We start from the raw sequence: 23,599 nt of genomic DNA on the forward strand, positions 1-23,599 counted from the left end.
TTCTTTCCACACTCCAGCCTGTGCGCATTGTCCGATGCATGCAAGCCCGAGCGATCCTCATTCTGGAGCAGCGGTGACCCACTTTCCCAGCGATCTTGTCCATCCCGAAAAATGCCGTGGCTGCCAGGGCAGCCCGGAGCTGGATTTCGACTTTCATTTCGCCTTCCAGCCGATCATCGACATTCGCAGCCGCCAGGTGTTCGCCCACGAGGCGCTGGTGCGCGGGCCGGCAGGTGAAGGTGCACTGTCGGTGCTCGAGCGCGTCAACGACGACAACCGCTACCGTTTCGACCAACGCTGCCGCACCCAGGCGATAGCCGAAGCCAAACAGCTGGGCGTGTCCAGCCACCTGTCGATCAACTTCCTGCCCAATGCCGTGTACCGCCCCGAGCTGTGCATCCGCAGCACCCTGGAAGCGGCGCGCCAGCATGACTTCCCGCTCGACCGGTTGATTTTCGAGACCCTGGAAAGCGACCACATGGCCGACAGCAAGCACCTGACCAACATTCTGCGCCAGTACCAGGAGTTCGGCTTCAAGACCGCCATCGACGACTTCGGTGCTGGCCACTCGGGCCTCACCCTGTTGGCCGACTTCCAGCCCGACCTGATCAAACTGGACATGGCGCTGATCCGTGACGTCGACCGAGACAAGGCGCGGCAGGCCATCGTGCGCGGCATCCTCAACATTTGTAACGATCTGGGTGTAACGGTGATCGCCGAAGGGATCGAAACGCCGGGCGAACGCGACTTCCTCGCCGCCAGCGGCATCGATCTGATGCAGGGTTACCTGTTTGCCAAGCCGATGTTCCGAGGGTTACCGGCGATCGCCGAAACGGCGTGGGCGTCAGCCACGGTAACCCACTGACAGCGGTGCAGCGCAGCGGATTTCAGTACCATGCGCCTCTGACGTTGGCCCCTTGTAGAGACGGAACGCGTTCTTGAAGACATTCGACCACCTCAACGTGATCGGCCTGCGCGAGTGGGTGAACCTGCCGGAACTGGGCATCGTCGGTCTGCGCGCCAAGATCGACACGGGCGCCAGCACTTCGAGCCTGCACGCCAGCGATATTCAGCCGTTCGAGCGCGATGGCGAACGCTGGGTGCGCTTTACCGCCTATATCGGTACCCAGGTGCAGCGTCGTCACCGCTGCGAGGCGCGTCTGGTCGCCTTGAAAACCATCAAGAGTTCCAATGGCCAGGCCCAGAGCCGCTACGTGATCCGCACCAGCCTGATGCTCGGCGACCTGCAGTGGCCGGTGGAATTCACCCTGGCCAGCCGCAAGACCATGCGTTATCGCATGCTGCTCGGTTCCAAGGCGCTGGTGGATGGCCAATTGGTGGTCAACCCGGCGCTTACTTACGTACAAGACAAACCCGTGCTTCCCGACCCGACCGGTGACCAATGAAAATCGCTGTGCTGTCGCGCAATCCGCGCCTGTATTCCACGCGTCGCCTGGTCGAAGCCGGGCAGCAGCGCGGCCATGAAATGGTGGTGATCGACACCCTGCGCGCCTACATGAACATCGCCAGCCACAAGCCGCAGATCCACTACCGCGGCAAGCCGCTGGAAGGCTTCGACGCGGTGATCCCGCGCATCGGTGCCTCGGTGACCTTCTATGGCTGCGCGGTGCTGCGCCAGTTCGAGATGATGGGCGTGGTGCCGCTCAACGAGTCGGTGGCCATCGCCCGCTCCCGTGACAAGCTGCGCTCGCTGCAGTTGCTGTCGCGGCGTGGCGTCGGCCTGCCGGTGACCGGCTTTGCCCATTCCCCGGACGATATTCCCGACCTGATCCAGATGGTCAACGGTGCACCGTTGGTGATCAAGGTGCTCGAGGGCACCCAGGGAATCGGCGTGGTGCTGTGCGAGACCGAAAAGGCCGCCGAATCGGTGATCGAGGCGTTCATGGGCCTCAAGCAGAACATCATGGTGCAGGAATACATCAAGGAAGCCGGCGGCGCCGACATCCGCTGCTTCGTGGTCGGCGACAAGGTCATCGCGGCGATGAAGCGCCAGGCCAAGCCCGGTGAATTTCGCTCCAACCTGCACCGCGGCGGCACCGCCAGCCTGATCAAGATCACCCCCGAAGAGCGCATGACCGCCATTCGCGCAGCCAAGGTCATGGGCCTGTCGGTGGCCGGCGTCGACATCCTGCGTTCCAACCACGGCCCGCTGGTGATGGAAGTGAACTCCTCGCCGGGCCTGGAAGGCATCGAGGTGACTACCGGCAAGGATGTCGCCGGGATGATCATCGGCTACCTGGAAAAGAACGGCGGCCCCAACCTGACACGCACCAAGGGCAAAGGATGAGTACAGCCTTCACGGGCCGCGTGGCCCTGATCGCGCCGGCATCGGCGATCGCCGACGAGATCTTCGACGCCACTCTGGCGCAGCTCGACGTACAGGGCATCGACTACCACCTGGGCCGCCACGTGCGCGCCCGCCATCGCTACCTGGCGGGCACGCCGGCGCAGCGTCTGGACGACCTGCACGAGGCCTTCAGCCTGCCGGACATCGACGCCGTCTGGTGCCTGCGCGGCGGCTATGGCAGCGCACAACTGCTGCCGGGCGTCGACTGGGCGCTGCTGCAGCGCGCCAGCCCACGGCCGCTGATCGGCTACTCGGATCTGTCAGTGCTGCTCGACGCCTTCGCCCGCCATGAGCTGCCCGGCATCCATGGCCCGGTCGCCACCGCGCTCGGCCTGCAGGCGTTGGCCGCGCCAGCCGGGCAGCGTGAGCGGCTGGCGTCGATGCGCTCGCTGTGGGATCTGCTGCAGGGCCGCAGCCATTCACTGCCGGTACGCCACCTCAGCGGCCCGCAGTCCGCCATAGAGGGGCAGCTGGTTGGCGGCAACCTCACGGCCCTGGCCAGCGGCTGCGGCACGGTCGCCGGCATGCAGTTGCCGGACCAGGCCATCCTGATTCTCGAAGACGTCGGCGAGCCCTACTACCGCCTGGAGCGCAGCTTCTGGCAGCTGTTCGAAAGCTTCGCCGAGCGCCGCCCGGCCGCGGTATGCCTGGGCAGCTTTACCGACTGCCCGCGGCGCGGCGTACAGCACAGCATCGAGGAAATCATCGGCGAGTACCTGGCGCCGTTCGACATCCCGCTGTACGGCGAGCTGCCCAGCGGCCACGGCGACGCCAACTTCGCCTGGCCTTACGGCCGCAAGGCGCGCCTGCAGGGCGCTACACTGAGCTGGTGATGCCTCGGGAATGGGCCTGAGGTGGCCGGCCCATTCGCTTCAGAAAATCCGCCTTGAGCACCGGCCTGCGGAGCAGCAGGCCCTGGCCATCAGCAGGCTGGAGGTGCCTGCAGCGCGCAAACCGACTAGCAGGGCATCAGGCCGCATCACGCGGCAACAATAGCCCCAGAGGCAGGCAGATACGTGCTTCCAGGCCGCCACCGGTGCGGTTGCGCAACTCCACGCTGCCGCCATGCAGCGCGGCGATGCGCTTGACGATGGCCAGGCCCAACCCGGCCCCCTTGCCACCCCGGGCACTGTCACCGCGGATAAAGGGGTTGACGATACTGCTCAGCTCGCTCGGGTCGATGCCCGCGCCGCGGTCCATCACGCTGAGCACCACGTAGGGTGCGCTGTGGTCGTCGGCCACCGACAGTACGATTTCCACCGGGCTGCCGCCATAACGCAGGGCGTTCTCGATCAGGTTGACGATCAGCCGCTTGATCGACACCCGGCGCAGCGGAAACGCCGGCACCGGCTCGAGGAACAGGCGCACCTGCTCCTGCTTCTGGTTGTAAGGCGCGACCACCTCGCGAATCAGCTCGGGCAGCACCAGCTCTTCGACGGGCTCGTCCCGACCATCGCGGATAAAGGCCAGGAACTGGTCGAGGATGGCGTCCATGTCCTCGATGTCGCGCACCATGTCGTCGGTCAGCTCCGAGTCGTGGTCGAGAAACTCCAGCGACAGCCGCAAGCGTGTCAGCGGCGTGCGCAGGTCGTGGGACACCCCCGCCAGCATCAGCTCGCGCTCGCGCCCGGCCTGCTCGACGTCCTCGGCCATCTGGTTGAACGCACGGTACACCTCGGCCATTTCGTTCGGTGTATCGCCTACCGGCAGCCGCACGCTACGCCCCTGGCCGAACTGCCGGGCGGCGATCACCAAGCGCTTGAGCGGGGCGCTGAGCTGGCGCACGAAGATCCATGCCGCCGCCGTGGACAGCAGGCCAATGCCGAGGAACCAGCCCAGCACACTCCAGATACGCTGGCCACGCAGCGGGTGCGGGTACAGCGGTACGCGAACCCAATCCTCGCCCAGGGTCGGCGCATGCACCCAGAGTGCTGGCGGGCTCTTGGCCCGCACCCGGGTCTCGGTGTCAGGGCCCAGCTCGGACTGCATCTGCCGCTGGAAGATTTCGCTGTACGGCCAGTGTTCCTCGCTGGCCGGTACTTCTGCGCGGGTCACCCGCTTGAGGCCGGCGGCCTCGGCGACATTGGCGCGATCCTCGGGGTCCGCCGCCCAGTAGGCGCGCAGGGTCAGTGCGGCGCCGTGGCTGTATTGGCGATCCACCAGCACGTCCTCGTTCATCATCAGGTAGACGAGGGTCAGCGCCTTGGAGAACAGCACGACGATCAGCACCAGCCAGAGGGTGCGCGAGAAGAAGCTTTGCGGGAACCAGAGTGGAGCTTTCATAAGGACAGGAGCCGGGGCAGAACGCTGAAGGCGGGAGGCTGAACGCAAGAGGGCTGGCGTCGATCGCCAGCCCTCTTGCGCTGGGTATCCGCTTTAATCTTTTTTGTTGCCGTCCGGCACGAATACATAGCCCACGCCCCAGACGGTCTGAATGTAGCGCGGCTTGGACGGATCCGGCTCGATCAGGCGGCGCAGGCGGGAAATCTGCACGTCGATTGAGCGCTCCAGGGCATCCCACTCACGGCCGCGGGCCAGGTTCATCAGCTTGTCGCGGGTCAGCGGCTCGCGGGCATGCTGCACCAGCGCCTTGAGCACGGCGAACTCACCGGTGGTGAGCATGTGCACCTCGTCGCCCTTTTTCAATTCGCGGGTAGCCAGGGAAAGCTCGTAATCACCGAAGGTGACGCTCTCATCCTCGCTGCCCGGCGCACCCGGTACCACCGGCGCCTGGCGGCGCAGCACGGCCTTGATGCGGGCCAGCAGTTCGCGGGGGTTGAAGGGTTTGGCCAGGTAATCGTCGGCGCCGATTTCCAGACCCTGGATACGGCTGCCTTCGTCGCCCTTGGCGGTGAGCATGATGATCGGCACCTGATTGTTGGCGGCGCGCAGGCGACGGCAGGCGCTCATGCCGTCTTCGCCGGGCAGCATCAGGTCGAGCACCACCAGGTTGAACAGCTCGCGCGACAGCAGGCGGTCCATCTGCTCGACGTTTTCCACTGCGCGCACACGATAGCCCTGCTCGTCGAAGAAACGCTCGAGCAAGCGACGCAGACGGGCGTCGTCATCGACAATCAGGATCTTCTCGCCTTCGACCGGTTGTACTGCAGTGCTGCTCATAGAGGCTCCTTGACCGAGAGTCCGTGACGCGATGCGCCCGGCTGAACGGCGGCATTATGGCTCAGAGGCCGTGTAGACCACGTATTGTCCATTGTTAGCAGATTTTTCGCAGACATTGGCGCACTTCATGCCGATTCATGGTCTGACAGCCGCCGACCGCGAGTGCCTGAGGCATTGCGGGCGTGGCTATAATGCGCCGCTTTATCATCCGGCCATCCTGAGCGAGGCCGGTTCTAGTCGTTTCAAGGTGGATTCTTCTTTCTATGCTCAGCATCAACAACCGTATCGCCGAAGAACTGGGCGTACGCCCGCAACAGGTCGCCGCCGCCGTGCAACTGCTGGATGAAGGCTCCACCGTGCCGTTCATCGCCCGTTATCGCAAGGAAGTCACCGGCAGCCTCGACGATACCCAGCTGCGCAACCTGGAGGAGCGCTTGCGCTACCTGCGCGAACTCGATGACCGCCGCGCCAGCATCCTGGCCAGCATCGAGGAACAGGGCAAGCTGACTCCGGAGCTGGCCCGCGAAATCAACCTCGCCGACACCAAGACGCGCCTCGAAGACCTCTACTTGCCTTACAAGCAGAAGCGCCGCACCAAGGGCCAGATTGCCCTGGAAGCCGGCCTCGGCGAACTGGCCGACGCGCTGTTCAATGATCCGAGCCTGACCCCGGAGAGCGAAGCGGCAAGCTTTATCGATGCCGAGAAGGGCTTCGCCGACACCAAGGCAGTGCTCGAAGGCGCCAAGTACATCCTCATGGAGCGCTTCGCCGAGGACGCCAGCCTACTCAGCAGCCTGCGCGGCTACCTCAAGGACAACGCCACCCTGAGCGCCCGGGTCATCGCCGGCAAGGAAAACGAAGGCGCCAAGTTCCGCGACTACTTCGAGCATGACGAGAAGCTCAAGGGCGCGCCGTCGCACCGCGCCCTGGCGATCTTCCGGGGTCGCAACGAGGGCATCCTCACGGCCAGCCTCAAGGTCGGTGAGGAGCTGCCCGGCACCCTGCATCCCTGCGAGGGCATGATCGCCGAACGTTTCGGCATCGCCAACCAGGGCCGCGCCGCGGACAAATGGCTGGGCGAAGTGGTGCGCTGGACCTGGAAGGTCAAGCTCTACACCCACCTGGAAACCGACCTGCTCGGCGAACTGCGCGAAGCCGCCGAAGACGAAGCGATCAGCGTGTTCGCCCGCAACCTGCACGACCTGCTGCTCGCCGCGCCTGCCGGCCCGCGCGCGACCCTGGGCCTCGACCCAGGCCTGCGCACCGGCTGCAAGGTGGCGGTGGTCGACGCCACCGGCAAGCTGCTGGACACCGCTACCGTGTACCCGCACGCGCCACGCAACGACTGGGACGGTACCCTCAACGTACTGGCCAAGCTGTGCGCCAAGCACGGCGTCGACCTGATCGCCATCGGCAACGGCACCGCCAGCCGCGAGACCGACAAGCTGGCCATCGAGCTGATCAAGAAGTACCCGGGCCTGAAAATGACCAAGATCATGGTCAGCGAAGCCGGCGCCTCGGTGTATTCGGCCTCGGAGCTGGCCGCCAAGGAATTCCCGGATCTGGACGTATCGCTGCGCGGCGCCGTATCCATCGCTCGCCGCCTGCAGGATCCACTGGCCGAGCTGGTGAAGATCGACCCGAAATCCATTGGCGTCGGCCAGTACCAGCATGACGTGTCCCAGCTCAAGCTGGCGCGCAGCCTGGACGCCGTGGTGGAAGACTGCGTGAACGCCGTGGGCGTGGACGTCAACACCGCCTCCAGCGCCCTGCTGGCGCGTATTTCCGGCCTCAACGCCACCCTGGCACAGAACATCGTCGCTCACCGTGATGCCCACGGCGCGTTCAAGACCCGTGACGCCCTGAAGAAAGTCCCGCGCCTGGGCGACAAGACCTTCGAACAGGCTGCCGGCTTCCTGCGCGTGATGAATGGCGACAACCCGCTGGACGCCTCCGCGGTTCACCCGGAAACCTACCCGCTGGTGCAGCGCATCGCCGCCGACACCGGCCGCGATATCCGCTCGCTGATCGGCGATGCGGGCTTCCTCAAGCGCCTGGATCCGAAGAAATTCACCGACGAGACCTTCGGCCAGGTGACCGTCAGCGACATCCTCAGCGAGCTGGAAAAACCCGGCCGCGACCCACGCCCCGAGTTCAAGACCGCCGAGTTCCAGGAAGGCGTGGAAACCCTGAAAGACCTCGAACTGGGGATGATCCTCGAAGGCGTGGTCACCAACGTGACCAACTTCGGCGCCTTCGTCGACATCGGCGTACACCAGGACGGCCTGGTGCATATCTCGGCGCTGTCGGAGAAATTCATCAAGGACCCGCACGAAGCGGTCAAGGCCGGCGACGTGGTCAAGGTCAAGGTCATGGAAGTGGACATCCCGCGCAACCGCATCGCCCTGTCGATGCGCATGAGCGACACGCCCGGCGAGAAAGTCGACGGCCCACGTGGCGGCGCCCGTCAGGGCGGTGGCAAGGGCGGCCAGGCACCACGCAGCGAGCGCCATTCCGGCCAGGACAAACCGGCTCCGGCCAATGCCGCCATGGCTGCGCTGTTCGCCAACGCCAAGCAGTTGAGGAAGTAAGCGATGAGCCAATCCGCGGATGAAATCGGCAAGAGCAGCGCCTTCGGGCGTCTGCTCGGCCTCAGGATCGTCAAGGCCGAGGCCGGCGAGGCGATCATCGCCCTGAGCATGCACGACGGCCTGCGTAACCTGCACGGCAAGCTGCACGGCGGCGCGTTGTTCTCGCTGATCGACACCGCCATGGGCCAGGCCAGCCACAGCCTAACTGACGGCGAGCCGAGCAGCGTGACCCTGGAGTGCAAGGTCAACTACATCCGCGGCGTCACCGAAGGCGACCTGAGCTGCCGCGCCTGGGTCATCCACGCCGGCCGCCGCACCCAGGTGATCGAAGCCGAAGTGCACCAGCACGACAAGCTGGTCGCCAAGGCCCAGGCCACCTTCGCCTGCCTCTGAGGCCCACGTCACGCGCAGCAGAGCCCTGAAAGCTGCCTGCGCGTGTCGCTAAAACGTACATCCCTTTCGCCAGACGACCAACGTCAGCAATTCGCCCCTTGTAGAGTCCAGCGTCCACCCCCATATTGGGGCGACCGCTGCGTGAAGGAATGCAATCTTGAGCGACCTGTTCTCCCGCCGTCTGGCCCTGCTCGGCGAGCATGCCAACCTGTCCCTGCTCTCCCAGTGCCTGCACGGCATCGAGCGCGAATGCCTGCGTGTCGATGAAAGCGGCCAGCTGGCTCTGAGCGGGCATCCCGCCGCGCTGGGCTCGGCGCTGACCAACGGGCAGATCACCACGGACTATTCCGAATCCCTGCTCGAGTTCATCACCACCACCGCGGTCGATCCGGGCGACACCCTGGCCGAGCTCGATCGCATCCACCGCTTCGTGTACAGCAAGCTCGACGGCGAGTACCTGTGGAGCCCGTCGATGCCCGGCCCGCTGCCGGATGAACAGACCATTCCGATCGCCCGCTATGGCAGCTCGCATATCGGCCAGCTCAAGTACGTGTACCGCAAGGGCCTGGCCCTGCGCTACGGCAAGACCATGCAGTGCATCGCCGGCATTCATTACAACTTCTCCCTGCCCGAGCAGCTGTGGGCGGTGCTGCAGCAGGCCGAAGGCGACGGGCGCAGTGCCCGCGACTATCAGTCATCGCGCTACATCGCGCTGATCCGCAACTTCCGCCGCTACAGCTGGCTGCTGATGTACCTGTTCGGCGCCTCGCCGGCGCTGGACAAGAACTTCATGCGTGGCCGCCCGCACCAGCTCCAGGAGTTGGACGCCGACACCCTGTACCTGTCCTACGCCACCAGCCTGCGCATGAGCGACCTGGGTTACCAGAGCGAAGCCCAGGCCGGGCTGACACCTTGCTACAACGACCTGGCCAGCTACACCGACAGCCTGCGCCAGGCGGTCGGCACGCCCTACCCGCCCTACGTGAATATCGGCACCAAGAAGGACGGCGAGTGGCTGCAGCTCAATACCAACGTGCTGCAGATCGAAAACGAGTACTACTCCAACATCCGCCCCAAACGCGTGACCTACAGCGGCGAGCGGCCGATCCAGGCGCTGATGGCCCGAGGCGTGCAGTACGTCGAGGCGCGCTGCCTGGACATCAACCCGTTCCTGCCGATGGGCATCGACCTCGCCGAATCGCGCTTCCTCGACGCCTTCCTGCTCTACTGCGCCCTGCAGGACAGCCCGCAGCTGAGCAATGGTGAATGCGGCAGCTGCTCGGACAACTTCCTCAAGGTGGTCAAGGAAGGTCGTCGCCCGGGCCTGCACCTGTCTCGCCAGGGCGTACCGGTGGTGCTGCAGACCTGGGCCCACGAACTGCTCGACGGCATCGAAGCCATCGCCAAACTGCTCGATGCCGGCCAGGGCCATGACGAGCACGCCAGCGCCCTGCGGGCCCAGCGTGCGAAAATCGACGATGCCAGCCTGACGCCCTCGGCCCAGGTGCTGGCCGAACTGCAGAAAGGCGAAACCTTCGCGGCATTTTCCCTGCGCCAGAGCAAGCGCCACGCCGAGCACTTCCGCAGCCAGCCGCTGAGCGCCGAGCAGCAGTCCGAGTTCGAGCAAAACGCCCAGCAATCGCTGCAGGACCAGGCCGAACTAGAAGCTCATGAAGAAGGCGACTTCGACAGCTTTGCCGCCGCCTATCAGGCCAGCATCCTTGCCCTGGCCGTGTGAAAGCTTGCTCGGCCTGCGACGACTGCGTCACAAAAAAACTCAATGGTCATAAATCCGGGACAGGTGGCCCGGTTCAGCCGAGCGGATTTGGCTAGCATGGTTTGCAAGCACTCTTTGCGAACCTCTCTCATGAGCCACCGTGACAACACGCAGCACTGGAGCCTGGAAAGCCTGACCAAGGCCTACCAGCAGGGCTATATGGCAGGCCTGGCCGGCCACCCTTCCGACATCCTGCCCTTCGCCGACAGCATGCCTGCTGCCGCCTGGGAAGCCGGCTGGGTCGACGGCGAAGGCCAGCGCCGGCTCAGCGCGGAAAAGCTCAACCGCTCGCCGGGCGCCACACCTGGCGTCAAGAAACGCGCCTGAGCCAACGCGCCCGGCCCGACGCCCTCCTGTCGTTGGCCGCTGTAGCAAGCGTTCCACGCTCTGGTCAGTTGCCGCCCCAGCGTGCAAAAATGCTTAACTCGCTTAACTGAAGAAGCCCAGCCATGAGCAATGCCTCCAGCCAGATGGACACCTCGCCCCAGGCCAACCCCGCAGGCGACGCGCTGCCTGACAGCTGGCTGGACACCCTGGTGGGCTATGCGCTGCGCCGCGCCCAGCTGAAGGTGTTCCAGCATCTGGTCGGCAACCTGACCGAGCACGACCTGCGCCCAGCGCAGTTCACCGCCATGGTGATCATCGACAACGAGCCTGGGCTGATGCAGGCCGACCTGGCGCGCCAGTTGGCCATCGAGCCACCGCAACTGGTACCGCTGCTCAACAAGCTGGAGAGCCGAGGCCTCGCCCAGCGCGTTCGCGGTGTGCAGGACAAACGCGCCTACGGCGTGTTTCTGACCAAGGCGGGCACTGCCCTGCTGGGCCAGCTCAAGGCCATCGCCGTGGCCAGCGACGAAGCGGCCACCGCCGCCCTCGACGAAGATGAACGCGCGCAGTTGCTGCGGTTGCTGCATAAGGTCAATCGGTAAGATGCCTTGTGAGAGGCGGCGGGAGTGGCCTGGTAGGCCGCCAAAAGGCAGAAGCAGACATCGGAAGCGGCTGCTTTTGTGGAGGGGCTTTAGCCCCGATGTGCCTGCCTAGGCGCAAAGAACTCGAGGCTAAAGCCTCTCCCACAACTTTGCACATCGGCCGCTTCCGCCACATTTCTGCCAGTTCTCTGCACGCCAAACATTGACGGGCAGAGCGCCTGTCATGTCAGAAATCCCAACGGCGCCCGGGCTGCATCGATACGGGCGATGCGCAAGTCGATCTCGGGCGACAGATAGCTGAAGAAGAACGCTGCGCTATCGAGCTTCTCCTGATACCAGGGATCTCCGGCCAGCAGCGGCGCCGCCACGCGTGCGGAACGCGCCCAAGCATAGGCCAGCAGCGCCCAGCCGAGCAGGTGCAGAAAATCGCTGGCAATCCGGTACGGGTATTCGGCGTCGCCCTCGGTTTGCTTGAGGATGCCTTTCACCAAGACACGCAAATTCGCGGATAGCGCACTTAGCGGGTCGGCATGCTCGCCGCCCGCCGCCGCCTCCTGCTCGAACAACGCCAGCAGCTCCTCCAACGCCATGCCACCATCGCCCAGCACCTTGCGCAATAGCAGATCGTTGGCCTGAATCTCGTTGCTGCCCTCGTAGATCATGGCGATACGGCTGTCGCGCAGGGTTTGCTCGATGCCGTACTCGCCAATGTAGCCGTAGCCGCCAAACACCTGCAGCGCCTCGCTGGCCAAGTGAAAACCCTGGTCGGTGAAGAACGCCTTGATCACTGGCGTCAGCAGCCCGGCCAGGCGAGTGGCCTGCTGGCGGGCCGGTTCACTGCTGGCATGCTCGGCCTGATCGAGCAGGTGCGCGCCCCAGTAACCGACCACCCGCAGCCCCTGGCTGACGGCGCGCAGGCGCAGCAGCGCCAGACGCATGGCCGGGTGGTAATGGATGGGGTCGGCAGGCGCTGCAGCAACGCCTTCCGGTCGGCCTGGCGCACGCATCTGCCGGCGCTCCCGGGCGTAATCCAGGGCATTCTGCCAGGCCGCCTCGGCATGCCCGAGGCCCTGCAAACCAACGTGCAGGCGCGCCGAGTTCATCATCACGAACAGCGCCGCGAGGCCACAATTCGGCTCGCCGATCAGCCAACCTTGAGCACCGTCGAAACTCAGCGAGCAGGTGGCGCTGCCCTTGATGCCCATCTTGTGTTCGATGCCGTCGCAGCGCACGGCGTTACGCGTGCCGTCATCCAGCCGCTTGGGCACCAGAAACAGCGAGATGCCGCGGGTACCCGACGGCGCATCCGGCAGGCGCGCCAGTACCAGGTGCAGAATGTCTGCGGTGAGGTCGTGCTCGCCGCCGGAGATGAACAGCTTGCTGCCGGTAAGACGATAACCGCCGTCATCCTGAGGCTCTGCGCGACAGCGCAGCAGCCCCACATCGCTGCCGGCCTGAGGTTCGGTGAGGCACATGGTCGGCAGGCTCTCCCCGCTGACGATGGCCGGCAAGTAGCGCTCCTTGAGCGACTGCGGGGCGTGGACATCAAGACACAGGTAGGCACCGTGGGCGATGCCGGTGTACATCGCCCAGGCATGGTTGCTGGCGTAGAGCATTTCCTGCAGCGCCGCATCCAACAGTTGCGGCAGGCCCTGGCCGCCATGGGCGGGATCGCAGGCCAGCGCGGACCAGCCGCCTTCCACATAGGCTCGGTAAGCGGCAGCAAAGCCCTCGGGCGTGCTGACTTCGCCTTCTTGCCAGCTGCAGCCTTGTCGATCTCCGCTGGCATTCAGTGGCGCCAGCACTGCGGAACTGAAGCGCGCAGCCTCTTCCAGTACCTGCAAGGCCAGCGGCAGGTCGACCTCGGCAAAGGCCGGCAGCTCAGCCCAGGCCGCAGGCGCCTGCAGCCAGTGCTCGAGGACGAAACGCATATCGCGCAACGGCGCCTTGTATTGCCACATGGTCAACCTCCCTGTAGGGCACCTCTAAAAACTACCTGCGTTGCCATCGCGGCGTTAAAACAGGCTCAAAATGCTCATTTACAGCTCGTAAACTGCGCTTTTTCGCCTGCTTTTGCCTTGCGCTGGCTGCCTCGCCTACGTTTTTAGAGGTGCCCTGTAGAGCAAAACTCAGGCCTGGTAGCCCGGATTCTCGATCAGCATCGCCATGCCCTGCCCGCCACCGATGCAGGCAGCGGCGATGCCGTAACGCAGCTTGGCGTCGCGCAGCTGCCGCGCCAGGGTCATCACCAGGCGCAGGCCGGTAGCCGCCAATGGGTGGCCAAGGGCGATGGAGCCGCCGCGCTGATTCAGGCGCGCCGGATCCAGCCCCAACGCCTGACTGACCGCCAGCACCTGGGCGCCCTGGGCTTCGTTGATTTCCAACAGACCGATGTCGTCCAGCCCCAGGCCGCTGCGCTGCAGCAGCAACTCGATGGCCGGTGCCGGGCCGATGCCCATGATCTCCGGCGCCACACCAACCACGCTGGAGGCACGCAACAGCGCCAGAGGCGGCTTCGAGGAGTCGGAGGCGCTACCGACCAGTGCCGCCGCCGCACCATCGACCACCGCGCAGCTGTTGCCGGCGGTCTGCACGCCGCCAGGGTGAATGGCGCTCAACCGCGCCAGCGCCTCGGCATCGGTGGGTCGTGGATGACTATCCTGCGCCACTTCGACAACCCGCCTGGGCAACTGGATACCGCGCGCCTGATAGCCATCCAGTTCGAAGCGCTCGTTGCCGACCGCGACGATCTCCTCGCCCAGCCAGCCGCTATCGCGAGCCTGCAATGCACGCTGATGGCTGCCCAACGCGTAGGCATCCACCTGCTCGCGACTAATGCCGTATTCAACGGCCAGGCGCTCGGCGGTGTCGATCATGTCCACACCCGGCGCCGGATCGAACAGCGCTTCCCAGAGAAAATCCTTGAAACCGACCGACGCGCCGAGACGAAAGCCCGCCCGGTGCTCATAGGCGGCAATCGGGTTGCGCGACATCGACTCGCTGCCCACGCACAGCGCCAGTTGCCCGCCAGACTGCAGATGCATGGCCCCTTGGCGCAGCAACTCCAGGCCGGTGCCACAGATGCGCTGTACCGCCAGCGCCGGCACCTGCTGCGGCACGCCGCTGTACAGGCCGATATGCCGCGGCAGCATATAAGCGTCAAAACTGGCCTGGGCCATGGAGCCAGCGAACACGCCGTCCACCGCTGCCGGATCGAGGCCGGCGCGGGCCAGCACAGCGCGGCCGACCTTGATGCCCAGGTCGATGGGCGAAACCTGGGCCAGCGGCCCGTTCAGGTCGCTCCAGGGCGTGCGCAGCGCCTCGATGATCGCCACCTCCTCGAATGCACTGAACTGGCCGCTGCTCACGGCCGCGACTCGGCGCGCAGGATCGACACGTCACGGCCGCGGTACAGCGCTTCGACCTGCTCGGCGCGCCATTGCAGCACGGCACGCTGGTTGATCGAGCCCTTGTCGGTGATCTCGCCACGGTCGATGGACGGCGCCTGGCTCATCAGGGCGATCCATTCCAGCCGTGTGGCATTGCCGGTAGCTTCGCGGTTGAGGCGCTGCAGCCAATCGGCGAACCAGCCACGGACCGCGGCGCTGGCCAGCACCTCGGCGTCACTGGCGTCCGCCGCCAGGCCGGCCAGTTGCCGGCATTCATAGAGGCGCGGAAATACCAGCAACCCCAGGCATTCGCGATCCGGCGCGGCGACCACCACGTCCTGCACGTAGGGCGAGCCTTCGAGCACGGCGCGATTGCGCAGCGGGCCGACGCTGACGAACACCCCGGACGACAGCTTGAAGTCCTCGGCGATGCGCCCATCGAACATCAGGCCCAGTTGCGGGTCGGTCGGGTCGGCCAACTTGAGCGCGTCACCGGAGCAGTAGAAACCGTCCTCGTCGAACACCTCGGCGGTCTGCTGCTCGGCACGCCAGTAGCCCGGCATGATGTGCGGCCCGCGAAAGCGCCCTTCCAACTTGCCGTCGACCGGCACCAGGCGTACTTCGCAACCCGGCGCCGGCAGGCCGACGTAGCCGGCCATGGACAGCGGCCCGGTGGTGAAGGTGCAGGACGGCGACGCCTCGGTCATGCCCAGCCCGGCCATCATCCGGATGCGCTCGCCGCAATGCTGCTCGGCGATGCGATCGAGGCGATCCCAGGTACTTTGCGACAGTCCGGCAGCGGCGAAGAAGAACAGCTTGATGCGCGCGAAGAAGCGCTCGCGCAGCCCCGCGTCCTGCTCCAGGGCGTTGACCAGCTCTTCCCAGCCCTTGGGCACGGTCAGGTAGGCGGTCGGCGAGATCTCGCGCAGGTTGCGCAGGGTTTCGGCCATGCCCTGGGGCGTCGGCTTGCCGTCGTCGAGATAGAAGGTGCCGCCGTTGTACAGCACGATGCCCAGGTTGTGGCTGCCACCAAAGGTGTGGTTCCACGGCAGCCAGTCGACCAGCACCGGCGGCTCCTCACCGAACACCGGGAAGGTCTGCAGCAGCATCTGCTGGTTGGCGCAGAGCATGCGCTGGGTGGTGACCACCGCCTTGGGCAGCTTGGTCGAGCCGGAGGTGAACAGGAACTTGGCGATGGTATCGGGGCCGGTGGCGGCGAAGGCAGCATCGGCCTCGGCGCCGCCGGGCTTGGCCAGCAGGCTGGCGAAATCGATGTTGGGTCGGCCCGCCACCTCACCGTGCACGGTGATCACCGGCACATCGGCGGCCATCACCGCGTCGATGGCGCGCTGGTAGGGCGCGGCGTTATCGACGAACAGCAGGCCCGGCTGCAGCAAGTCGCAGACATGGCGCAGCTTGGCGTGATCCTGGGAGAGCAGCGAATAGGCTGGCGACACCGGGCAATAGGGAATGCCGGCATACATGGCGCCAAGGGCCATCTGCAGGTGCTGCAAGCCGTTGCCAGAAAGAATCGCCAGGGGCCGCTCGGCGCTCAGGCCGAAGCCGAGCAGGCTTTGCGCGATGGCCCGCACCGCGTCGAGCATCCCCGCATAACTGGTGTGCTGCCACTCGCCGTTCTCGTCGCGCACGGCCAGAAAGGTTTGCTGCCCGCGCACTTCGGCCCAGTGCACCAGGCGGTCGAGCAAGCGCTCGGGCAAGGGGGCCAGTGGTTCCAGCGAGCGCATGTGCAAAACGCCCTGACGTTCGCTGACCTCCACGGCCGGGCGGCCGATGGACACCTGGCGATAACGCGGTCCGGTATCGGAGTTCACTTTGCTTCTCCACGCGGGCGACTCGGGTCGCCACTATTGTTCTTGTCGAGGCGCCGTAATCGCCCCTCGCAAGAGGCGACCGGCACACGCAGGAATGCAGCAATGGTTTGACTAGATAGGGTAATGCCGCGGGCCGTTCTGCAGGGTCACCCAGCGCAACTGGGTGAACTGCTCGATGGCCGACTTGCCGCCAAAGCTGCCGTAACCACTGGCCTTGACGCCGCCGAAGGGCATCTGCGCCTCGTCGTGCACGGTCGGCCCGTTGATATGGCAGATGCCCGACTCGACGCGCTGCGCCAGGGCCAGCGCGCGGGTGGTATCGCGACTGAAGATCGCCGACGACAGGCCGAATTCGGAGTCGTTGGCCAGGCGCAGCAGCTCCTCGTCACCGTTGCCGCGCAGCACCACGGCGACCGGCCCGAAGGACTCCTCGGCATACAGACGCATCGCTGGGGTGACGTGGTCGAGCAGCGTCGCCTGCATGATGCTGCCCTCCACCTGGCCGCCAGCGATCAACTTCGCGCCCTTGCCAACGGCATCATCGACCAGCGCCTTGATGCGCTCGCCGGCCGACACGTCGACCAGCGAACCGAGCACCGACTCGTTGCTGGCCGGGTTACCGGCGCGCAGGGTAGCCACCTTGGCGGCCAGCTTGGCGACGAAAGCATCGGCGACCTTGCTGTCGACCACCAGGCGCTCGGTGGACATGCAGATCTGCCCCTGATTGAAGTAGGCGCCGAATGCCGCAGCCTCGACGGCGGCGTCCAGATCGGCATCATCGAGCACCAGCAACGGCGCCTTGCCACCGAGTTCCAGCAGCGCTGGCTTGAGATGCCGCGCCGACAGTTCGCCAACGATGCGCCCGACCTTGGTCGAGCCGGTGAAGTTGACCCGCCGTACCGCCGGATTGGCGATCAGCCGCTCGACGATCACCGCGGCATCGGCGGGCGCGTTACTGATCACGTTGACTACACCGTCACCCAGGCCGGCATCCTGCAACACCTGGCCGATCAGCCGATGCACGGCGGGGCTGAGCTCGGAGGCCTTGAGCACCACGGTATTGCCACAGGCCAGCGGCATGGCGATGGCGCGGGTGGCGAGAATCACCGGGGCGTTCCATGGCGCGATACCGAGCACCACACCGCAGGGCTGACGCAGCGCCATGGCAAAACTGCCGGGCACGTCGGAAGGAATCACCTCGCCATGGATCTGGGTGGTCAGCGACGCCGCCTCGCGCAGCATGTTGCCCGCCAGGTGCACGTTGAAACCGTACCAGTTGGCCATCGCCCCGGTTTCCCCGGCCGCGGCGATGAACTCACCAGCGCGCGCCTGCATCTGCTCGGCCGCCTTGAGCAGGCGTGTACGCCGCTCGTTGGGCGCCAGCGCAGCCCAGGTCGGAAACGCGGCCTGGGCGGCTGCGACTGCCGCATCGGCATCTTCCACGGTAGCGGCGGCGACCCGGGAGACCACTTCACCGGTTACCGGGTTGTGGCGTTCGAAGGTTCGTCCATCACGGGCGGGGCACGACTGGCCACCGATCAGCAGGGGCACGTCCAGCATGATGATTCCTCATTGTTGTCTTTGTAGGGAACGCTCGCGGCGCCCTGACGGCCACCGCGCAACACAAGGCCGGGCGATCAGCGCTTGTAGGCCTGCAGGCCGGGCTTGATGGTCTTGTCGTCGAGGAACTGCTTCATGCCCTGCTCGCGACCACCCTCTTCATCCAGCAGGCGCGACTGGTCGAGCTTGGCGTACAGGTAATCCTCGTTCTGCTCCCAGGTCAGTTCGCGGCAACGCTTGAAGCCATGCTTGGCGGCACGCAGCACCACCGGGTTCTTTTCCAGCAGGTTGCGCGCCAGCTCCAGGGTAGTCTCGCGCAGCTGCGCCAGCGGCACGCTTTCGTTGACCAGGCCCATCTCGGCGGCTTTCTTACCGTCGAAGGTCTTGCCGGTCATGATGTAGTACAGCGACTGGCGGTGGCCCACGGTGTCGGCCATGGCCTTGCTGACCAGGTTGCCCGGCGGGATGCCCCAGTTGATTTCCGAGAGGCCGAAGGTCGCCTCGTCGGCGCAGATCGCCAGGTCACAGGCCACCAGCGGGCTGAAGCCGCCACCGAAGCACCAGCCGTTGACCATGGCGATGGTCGGCTTGGCGTACATGCGCAGCAGTTTCCACTGCCACTGCGAGGCTTCACGGCGGATCTTCTCCTGAAGAATTTCCGGGCCGGCGTCCACTTCGCGGAAGTATTCCTTGAGGTCCATGCCTGCGGTCCAGGACTCGCCAGCACCGGTCAGCACCAGTACGCGAGCCTCGGCGTCCTGCTCCAGCACCTCGAGAACATCGACCATCTCACGATTGAGGGTCGGGCTCATGGCGTTGCGTTTTTCCGGACGGTTGAGAGTGACCCAGGCGATGCCCTCGTCGACATCGACTTTCACGGTTTGCCAGCGGCCTTCGTACTTGCTCATGGGGGGTGCTCTTGTTTTGGTTGTCGATGAACAGAAGCTAATCCTGAAAAATAGTTATGTCAATTAACTATTAATCAAAATCACCATCTGTGCCGAATTCGGACATATGCGCTTGAAAGCCTCTCGCTCGAGGGGCCGAAAACCCTCGAACAGTTCACGCTGCCGTTTCGCTATAGCCAAAGGCTTACACGACGGCGCGCCGGTTCGCTCTGGTGACACCCCGGCCGGGGCCGTAATCTATGCCCATACCTGCAGCACAGGACGTGCTCAGGGTCATGGATGACGTGACCATAGCTAGGATGGCAGCCGACAGGATGTTGGCATTGGTCAGTAAAAGCCCGCTTCGGCGGGTTTTTTATTGCCTGCAGAAAAGTGCGCAGGCAAGTGCGACGGCGCAAGGCCGCCGCACCGTCTCTCATGCGCCCGCCTCCGTCAGTGCGACGTCGTCGAGGTGGCCGGTGCTTCAGCAGCACGCCGGCGGCTCATGCCGAGCACCACCAGCGCAGCGATCACCAGGCCTGGCGATGCCGCCAGCAACACGCCTGCGGTGCCGGCGCCCGCGGCGAGAATCTGCCCGGCTGCCAGCGGGCCGGATACCGAACCCAGGCGCCCCACGGCCACGGCAGCGCCCACACCAGTGGCGCGCACCGAGGTCGGATAGGCCGGCGGTGCCAATGCATAGAGCACCAACTGAGCGGCGATGATGAACAAGCCAGCCGCAAAACCGGCAATCGCCATGGCCAGCATGCCCGAGGCGAACCCCAGGCCGGCCAGCGAGGCCAGCACACCGCCATAGGCGAACAGCACCACCCCGGTGCGCCCGCGACGATCCAGCAGCAGCCCGCCAAGCAGCGAGCCGATGGCGCCACCGATGTTGAACAGCATCTGAATGGTGCCGGCCTGGGGCTTGCTGAAACCCTGCTCGAGGAGCAGCGACGGCAGCCAGTTGAGCAGCATGTACATCACCGTGAGGGTAAAGAAATAGCTGACCCACAGCGCCAGCGTGGCGCCCGCACGACCGCCACCGAACAACGCCTGCACGGTGGATTCACGCACTGGCGCAGCACCCTGATGCTGCTCGCGGAAGTCCCGCGATTCAGGCAGCGCGAAGATCAGCAGAGGCGCGACCAGCAGCGGCGCCACGCCACCGACGATAAACACCGTCTGCCAGCTTTCGCCACCGAGCATGCCCACCACTGCCGCGATGGCGCCGCCCAGTGGCACCCCGCAATACATGATGCTGATGGCCGTGCCGCGGCGGCGTTCCTCGACGGCCTCGGCGCACAGGGCGATCAGATTCGGCAAGGCGGCACCGAGACCCAGGCCGGTCATCAGGCGCGCCAGCAGCAGGCCATTGACGCTGGATACATAGGCCGTCCACAGGGAAAAGATGCCGAACAGAATCACCGCGCCGATCAGTACGCGCTTGCGGCCGATTCGGTCGGCCAGCCAGCCGCCGAAGAACGCCCCGGGCAGCAGGCCGATGATACTGGCGCTGAACATCCAGCCCATCATTTTCTGATCCAGCTCGAACGCCTGGCGAATCCCCGCGGCGGCGATGCCCGCCGATTGCAGGTCCAGGCCTTCGATGAGCGCGACGATGAAACACAGCGTGACGGTCAGCGTCGAACGACGCGATGACGTATCCATGGGAACCCTCGATTTTATTGTTGTTTTAGTCGCTCGCGGTGCACCGAAAGGAAAGGCCGCGAAGTCTGAAAAAAGATTAACAAAGATAATGGATAACGAAAGTAATTCGCTTCGACGAGTGAATCTGGCATTAATCGAATGGCATCAATCACTTAACCGAAGATCTTTATTAACTTTAAAAATAATTAATAATTTTAACGTTCGATTATCGAACAGAGCACATTGACCACCTGCCATTGCCTTTCCATTCTCGCCCCACTGCAACGCTGATAGCGCTGCATCCACCGCCCCCATCGGTGGGCGAAGAACAACAATAAAAAGGACAATGACATGCACACCCATCGGGCGCTCGATTCCATTCTCTTTCGCCGCAGCTCATTGGCCGGCCTGTTGCTGGCTCCCGGCCTGCTGGCCGGCCATGCCCTGGCCGACGGTTTCGTGGAAGACAGCAGCGCCAAGCTGACCACCCGCAACTACTACATGGACCGCGACTACAAGGACGACGGCGCCAAATCGGCGGCCCGCGAATGGGCCCAGGGTTTCATCCTCAAGATGGAATCGGGCTACACGCCGGGCGATGTCGGCTTTGGCCTCGACGTCACTGGCCTGCTGGGCGTCAAGCTGGACTCCTCCCCCGGGCGCAGCGGCACTGAACTGCTGCCGGTGTCCGCCAGCAGCGGGCGGGCCGCCGATGAATATTCGCGCCTGGCGCCGACCGCCAAGATCCGCGCTGGCAAGAGCGTTCTGAAGGTCGGCGATGTTTCGCCGTTCCTGCCCTCCATCGTCGCCAGCCCGGCGCGGCTGCTGCCGCAGAGTTTTCGCGGTGCCTATCTGCAGTCCGCCGATATCGAGGACCTGACCCTGAATGCGGGTTATCTCGACCGCATCAATCGCCGCGACTCCAGCAACTACCAGGCGATGACGGTGGCCTCGCCGAACCGACGCTTCAACCCGACGGCGGAAAGCTCCCACGCGGCCTTCTTCGGTGGCGACTATCAGCTCGGCAAGGGCCTGAAGCTGCGCGCCTACCACACCACGGTCGCCGATCTGTACCGCCAGGAATACCTCGGCCTGCTGCACGAGCTGCCGGTCGGCCCTGGCGTGCTGAGCACCGACCTGCGCGCCTTTATCAGCAACGAGGATGGCAGCGCCAAGGCCGGCAAGGTGGATAACCGCAACCTCGCCGCGCAGCTCGCCTACGGCCTCGACGGCCATCGTTTCACCCTGGGCTACATGCACCAGAGCGGCGACACGGCCAAGCCGTACATCTCGGGCACCGAGTCGATGGTGATCAGCGAAATGGCCATGAGCTCGGACTTCATCAATCCCAAGGAGCGTACCTGGCAGGCGATCTACGATTACGACTTCGCCGCTGCCGGCGTGCCCGGCCTGAAGACGCGCCTGCGTTACCTGCGTGGCGACAACATCGAGCTGCCGACCCTGGGCGGCGCCGACCTCAAGGAGCGTGAACTGCAGATGGAGATCGGCTACGTGATCCAGAGCGGCACGTTCAAGGGCGTCGGGCTGAAGGCCCGGCATTCGATCTACCGCAATGACTTCGCCGCCGGCGCAGCCTTCCGCGACGAGAACCAGACCCGCCTGCATATCGACTACACCCTGGCGCTCTGGTGAAGGAGCGGGCGCGAGGCACGCGCCTCGCGCCCTTGTCGCTTCAGGCCTGAGCCGGCGTCATCTGCTGCGGCTTCTGCGCCGGCAGCAAGGTCAACAACAGCACTGCTGCGGCGACGAACACCAGGGCGAACCAGGTATACAGCTGCAGCGGCTGCCAGCCGTCATCGAGCATCAAACCGGCCACGGTCGGCGACAGAATCGCCCCGCCACGCCCGATACCAATCGCCCAGCCCACCCCGGTAGCCCGCACCGACGCGCCGTAAATCAGCGGCGACAGCGCATACAGCCCGGCGACGCAGCCATTGGAGAACAGCCCGATCAGCAGGCCCATACCCAGTGCCGCGCTGAACGATGAACCGAGACTGGTGAACACCACCAGCAGCACGGCGGTGATCAGCATGAAGCCGGCCAGCACCCGCGCCAGGGAAAAGCGCGCTGACAACAAGCCCAGCAAGGTCGCGCCGAAGATGCCGCCGATGCTCAGCAGCACTCCACCGGTGACGCCCTGCTGCACCGACAGGCCGGACTGGGTGAGCAGCTTGGGCGTCCAGCTCATGATGAAGTAGAAGCCGAACATCACCAGGAAGAACAGTACCCAGATCAGCAGCGTGCTGCGCCGTTGCTCGGCATCGAACAACCGCGCGAAGGCGCCACTGTTGGCGTGGCCACCGACCGGCAATGCCGGCAGCGTGGCCAGGCTCGGCCGATCCAGCTTGGCGGCCAGGCGGTTGACCCGCTCCAGCGCCTTGGCCGGCTGCCTGGAGAGCAGGAAATCCAGGGACTCGGGCAACCACAGCAGCACCGGCACGATGGCGGCGAAGGTCATCAGCCCGCCGGCGAAGAACACCGAGCGCCAGCCCCAGTGCGACAGCAACCACACGGCCAACAGGCCGCCGAAGGTGGCGCCCAGAGCGTAGCCGGTGGATTGCAGGCTGACCGCCAGGCCTCGCCAGCGCTTGCTGGCGTATTCGCTGGCGATCACGTTGCTGCTGGCCAGAATGCCGCCGATACCCAGCCCGGTCAGGCCGCGCAACAGCGCCAGCTGAGTGGGCGTCTGGCTGAGTGCCGAGAGCAGCATGCCGCCACCGGAAATCACCAGGCACAGCAGGATCAACGGGCGTCGGCCGATGCGGTCGGCCCAGGGTGCGATGAACAGCGAGCCGGCCGCCATGCCGAGCAGCCCGGCACTGAGCAACATGCCCAGTTGCGCGCCGCCCAGCGACCAGTCGGCGGCCACCGACGAGGCAGTGAAGGCCATCACCAGCACATCGAAGCCGTCGATCATGTTCAGCACGACGCAAACGGCGATGGCGACCCATTGAAAGCCGCGCATCGGCCCCTGGTCGACGACTTGGCGCAGATCGCTCATCGCCCACCTCCCGCCGCAGTAACTGAAGGAAACGAGAGCGGGCTGCCGCACTCGGCAACTGACTGAGCTAAGCGAAGGTTC

At 65.1% G+C, this 23,599-nt stretch carries 20 protein-coding genes; 10 read left to right on the forward strand and 10 right to left on the reverse strand.

All coding sequences use genetic code 11. The features are described from left to right. Positions 1–73: 73 nt before the first annotated feature. From rimA to BM154_RS21320, 4 genes are all read left to right on the forward strand, one after another. Positions 74–865 carry a S6 modification regulatory phosphodiesterase RimA gene (gene rimA / locus BM154_RS21305; protein ID WP_074889164.1) on the forward strand — a complete coding sequence of 264 codons (792 nt, stop codon included), beginning with the start codon at positions 74–76 and terminating at the stop codon, positions 863–865. 73 nt (positions 866–938) lie between these two features. Continuing rightward, positions 939–1,406 carry a retropepsin-like aspartic endopeptidase RimB gene (rimB, locus tag BM154_RS21310; protein WP_074889167.1) on the forward strand — a complete coding sequence of 156 codons (468 nt, stop codon included), beginning with the start codon at positions 939–941 and terminating at the stop codon, positions 1,404–1,406. Continuing rightward, on the forward strand, positions 1,403–2,308 hold the full coding sequence (gene rimK / locus BM154_RS21315; RefSeq protein ID WP_074889170.1) for a 30S ribosomal protein S6--L-glutamate ligase: 906 nt from the start codon (positions 1,403–1,405) through the stop codon (positions 2,306–2,308). The genes rimB and rimK overlap by 4 nt, the downstream gene beginning before the upstream one ends. Further along, positions 2,305–3,201: a S66 peptidase family protein gene (locus BM154_RS21320; RefSeq protein ID WP_074889172.1), complete on the forward strand. Its 897-nt coding sequence runs from the start codon at positions 2,305–2,307 to the stop codon at positions 3,199–3,201. The genes rimK and BM154_RS21320 overlap by 4 nt, the downstream gene beginning before the upstream one ends. 136 nt (positions 3,202–3,337) lie before the next feature. Here the strand turns inward: BM154_RS21320 and BM154_RS21325 are convergent, their stop codons facing one another. Together BM154_RS21325 and ompR are read right to left on the reverse strand one after the other, a co-directional pair. Beyond that, on the reverse strand, positions 3,338–4,651 hold the full coding sequence (locus tag BM154_RS21325; protein ID WP_074889175.1) for an ATP-binding protein: 1,314 nt from the start codon (positions 4,649–4,651) through the stop codon (positions 3,338–3,340). A 93-nt stretch (positions 4,652–4,744) separates the two neighbouring features. Next, positions 4,745–5,488: an osmolarity response regulator transcription factor OmpR gene (ompR, locus tag BM154_RS21330; protein ID WP_074889177.1), complete on the reverse strand. Its 744-nt coding sequence runs from the start codon at positions 5,486–5,488 to the stop codon at positions 4,745–4,747. Between the two features lie 263 nt (positions 5,489–5,751). On the opposite strand from ompR, the gene BM154_RS21335 reads away from it, so the two are divergent. The 5 genes from BM154_RS21335 (at position 5,752) to BM154_RS21355 (ending at position 11,178) form a co-directional block, all read left to right on the forward strand. Continuing rightward, entirely contained in the window at positions 5,752–8,079 is a 2,328-nt protein-coding gene (locus BM154_RS21335; protein WP_074889180.1) for a Tex family protein, read from the forward strand. A 3-nt stretch (positions 8,080–8,082) separates the two neighbouring features. Continuing rightward, positions 8,083–8,472, forward strand: coding sequence for a PaaI family thioesterase (locus BM154_RS21340; RefSeq protein WP_074889183.1), 390 nt, complete (start codon positions 8,083–8,085; stop codon positions 8,470–8,472). Between the two features lie 157 nt (positions 8,473–8,629). Beyond that, the gene (gene gshA, locus BM154_RS21345; RefSeq protein WP_074889186.1) at positions 8,630–10,210 is read left to right on the forward strand and encodes a glutamate--cysteine ligase; all 1,581 of its coding nucleotides are present in this window, start codon (positions 8,630–8,632) and stop codon (positions 10,208–10,210) included. 129 nt (positions 10,211–10,339) lie between these two features. Further along, positions 10,340–10,576: a ribosome modulation factor gene (gene rmf, locus BM154_RS21350; RefSeq protein ID WP_074889189.1), complete on the forward strand. Its 237-nt coding sequence runs from the start codon at positions 10,340–10,342 to the stop codon at positions 10,574–10,576. 143 nt (positions 10,577–10,719) lie between these two features. Beyond that, on the forward strand, positions 10,720–11,178 hold the full coding sequence (locus BM154_RS21355; RefSeq protein WP_074889270.1) for a MarR family winged helix-turn-helix transcriptional regulator: 459 nt from the start codon (positions 10,720–10,722) through the stop codon (positions 11,176–11,178). A 221-nt stretch (positions 11,179–11,399) separates the two neighbouring features. Here BM154_RS21355 and BM154_RS21360 read toward each other — a convergent pair whose 3' ends face one another. The 7 genes from BM154_RS21360 to BM154_RS24045 form a co-directional block, all read right to left on the reverse strand. Beyond that, positions 11,400–13,139 carry an acyl-CoA dehydrogenase family protein gene (locus tag BM154_RS21360; RefSeq protein ID WP_074889192.1) on the reverse strand — a complete coding sequence of 580 codons (1,740 nt, stop codon included), beginning with the start codon at positions 13,137–13,139 and terminating at the stop codon, positions 11,400–11,402. A 168-nt stretch (positions 13,140–13,307) separates the two neighbouring features. Then, complete coding sequence (locus BM154_RS21365; protein WP_074889197.1) at positions 13,308–14,546, reverse strand: thiolase family protein; 1,239 nt, start codon at positions 14,544–14,546, stop codon at positions 13,308–13,310. Continuing rightward, positions 14,543–16,399 (reverse strand): feruloyl-CoA synthase, encoded by a 1,857-nt coding sequence (locus tag BM154_RS21370; RefSeq protein ID WP_074889202.1) that lies wholly within the window; start codon positions 16,397–16,399, stop codon positions 14,543–14,545. Before BM154_RS21370 ends, BM154_RS21365 begins: the two co-directional genes overlap by 4 nt. A 111-nt stretch (positions 16,400–16,510) precedes the next feature. Next, on the reverse strand, positions 16,511–17,959 hold the full coding sequence (locus tag BM154_RS21375; protein ID WP_074889205.1) for an aldehyde dehydrogenase: 1,449 nt from the start codon (positions 17,957–17,959) through the stop codon (positions 16,511–16,513). Between the two features lie 77 nt (positions 17,960–18,036). After that, positions 18,037–18,867, reverse strand: a complete 831-nt coding sequence (locus BM154_RS21380; RefSeq protein ID WP_074889207.1) for a p-hydroxycinnamoyl CoA hydratase/lyase — start codon at positions 18,865–18,867, stop codon at positions 18,037–18,039. Positions 18,868–19,299: 432 nt separating this feature from the next. Then, positions 19,300–20,517 carry a 3-(3-hydroxy-phenyl)propionate transporter MhpT gene (gene mhpT / locus BM154_RS21385; RefSeq protein WP_074889210.1) on the reverse strand — a complete coding sequence of 406 codons (1,218 nt, stop codon included), beginning with the start codon at positions 20,515–20,517 and terminating at the stop codon, positions 19,300–19,302. A gap of 144 nt (positions 20,518–20,661) precedes the next feature. Beyond that, positions 20,662–20,859 carry a hypothetical protein gene (locus tag BM154_RS24045; RefSeq protein ID WP_139225503.1) on the reverse strand — a complete coding sequence of 66 codons (198 nt, stop codon included), beginning with the start codon at positions 20,857–20,859 and terminating at the stop codon, positions 20,662–20,664. Here BM154_RS24045 and BM154_RS21390 point away from each other — a divergent pair. After that, positions 20,848–22,149, forward strand: coding sequence for an OprD family porin (locus BM154_RS21390; RefSeq protein ID WP_074889212.1), 1,302 nt, complete (start codon positions 20,848–20,850; stop codon positions 22,147–22,149). The genes BM154_RS24045 and BM154_RS21390 overlap by 12 nt on opposite strands. 40 nt (positions 22,150–22,189) lie before the next feature. On the opposite strand, the gene BM154_RS21395 is transcribed toward BM154_RS21390, so the two are convergent. Then, positions 22,190–23,518: an MFS transporter gene (locus BM154_RS21395; RefSeq protein WP_074889215.1), complete on the reverse strand. Its 1,329-nt coding sequence runs from the start codon at positions 23,516–23,518 to the stop codon at positions 22,190–22,192. Positions 23,519–23,599 lie beyond the last annotated feature (81 nt).

Source organism: Phytopseudomonas argentinensis, assembly GCF_900113905.1.
Taxonomy (GTDB): Bacteria; Pseudomonadota; Gammaproteobacteria; order Pseudomonadales; family Pseudomonadaceae; genus Aquipseudomonas; species Aquipseudomonas argentinensis.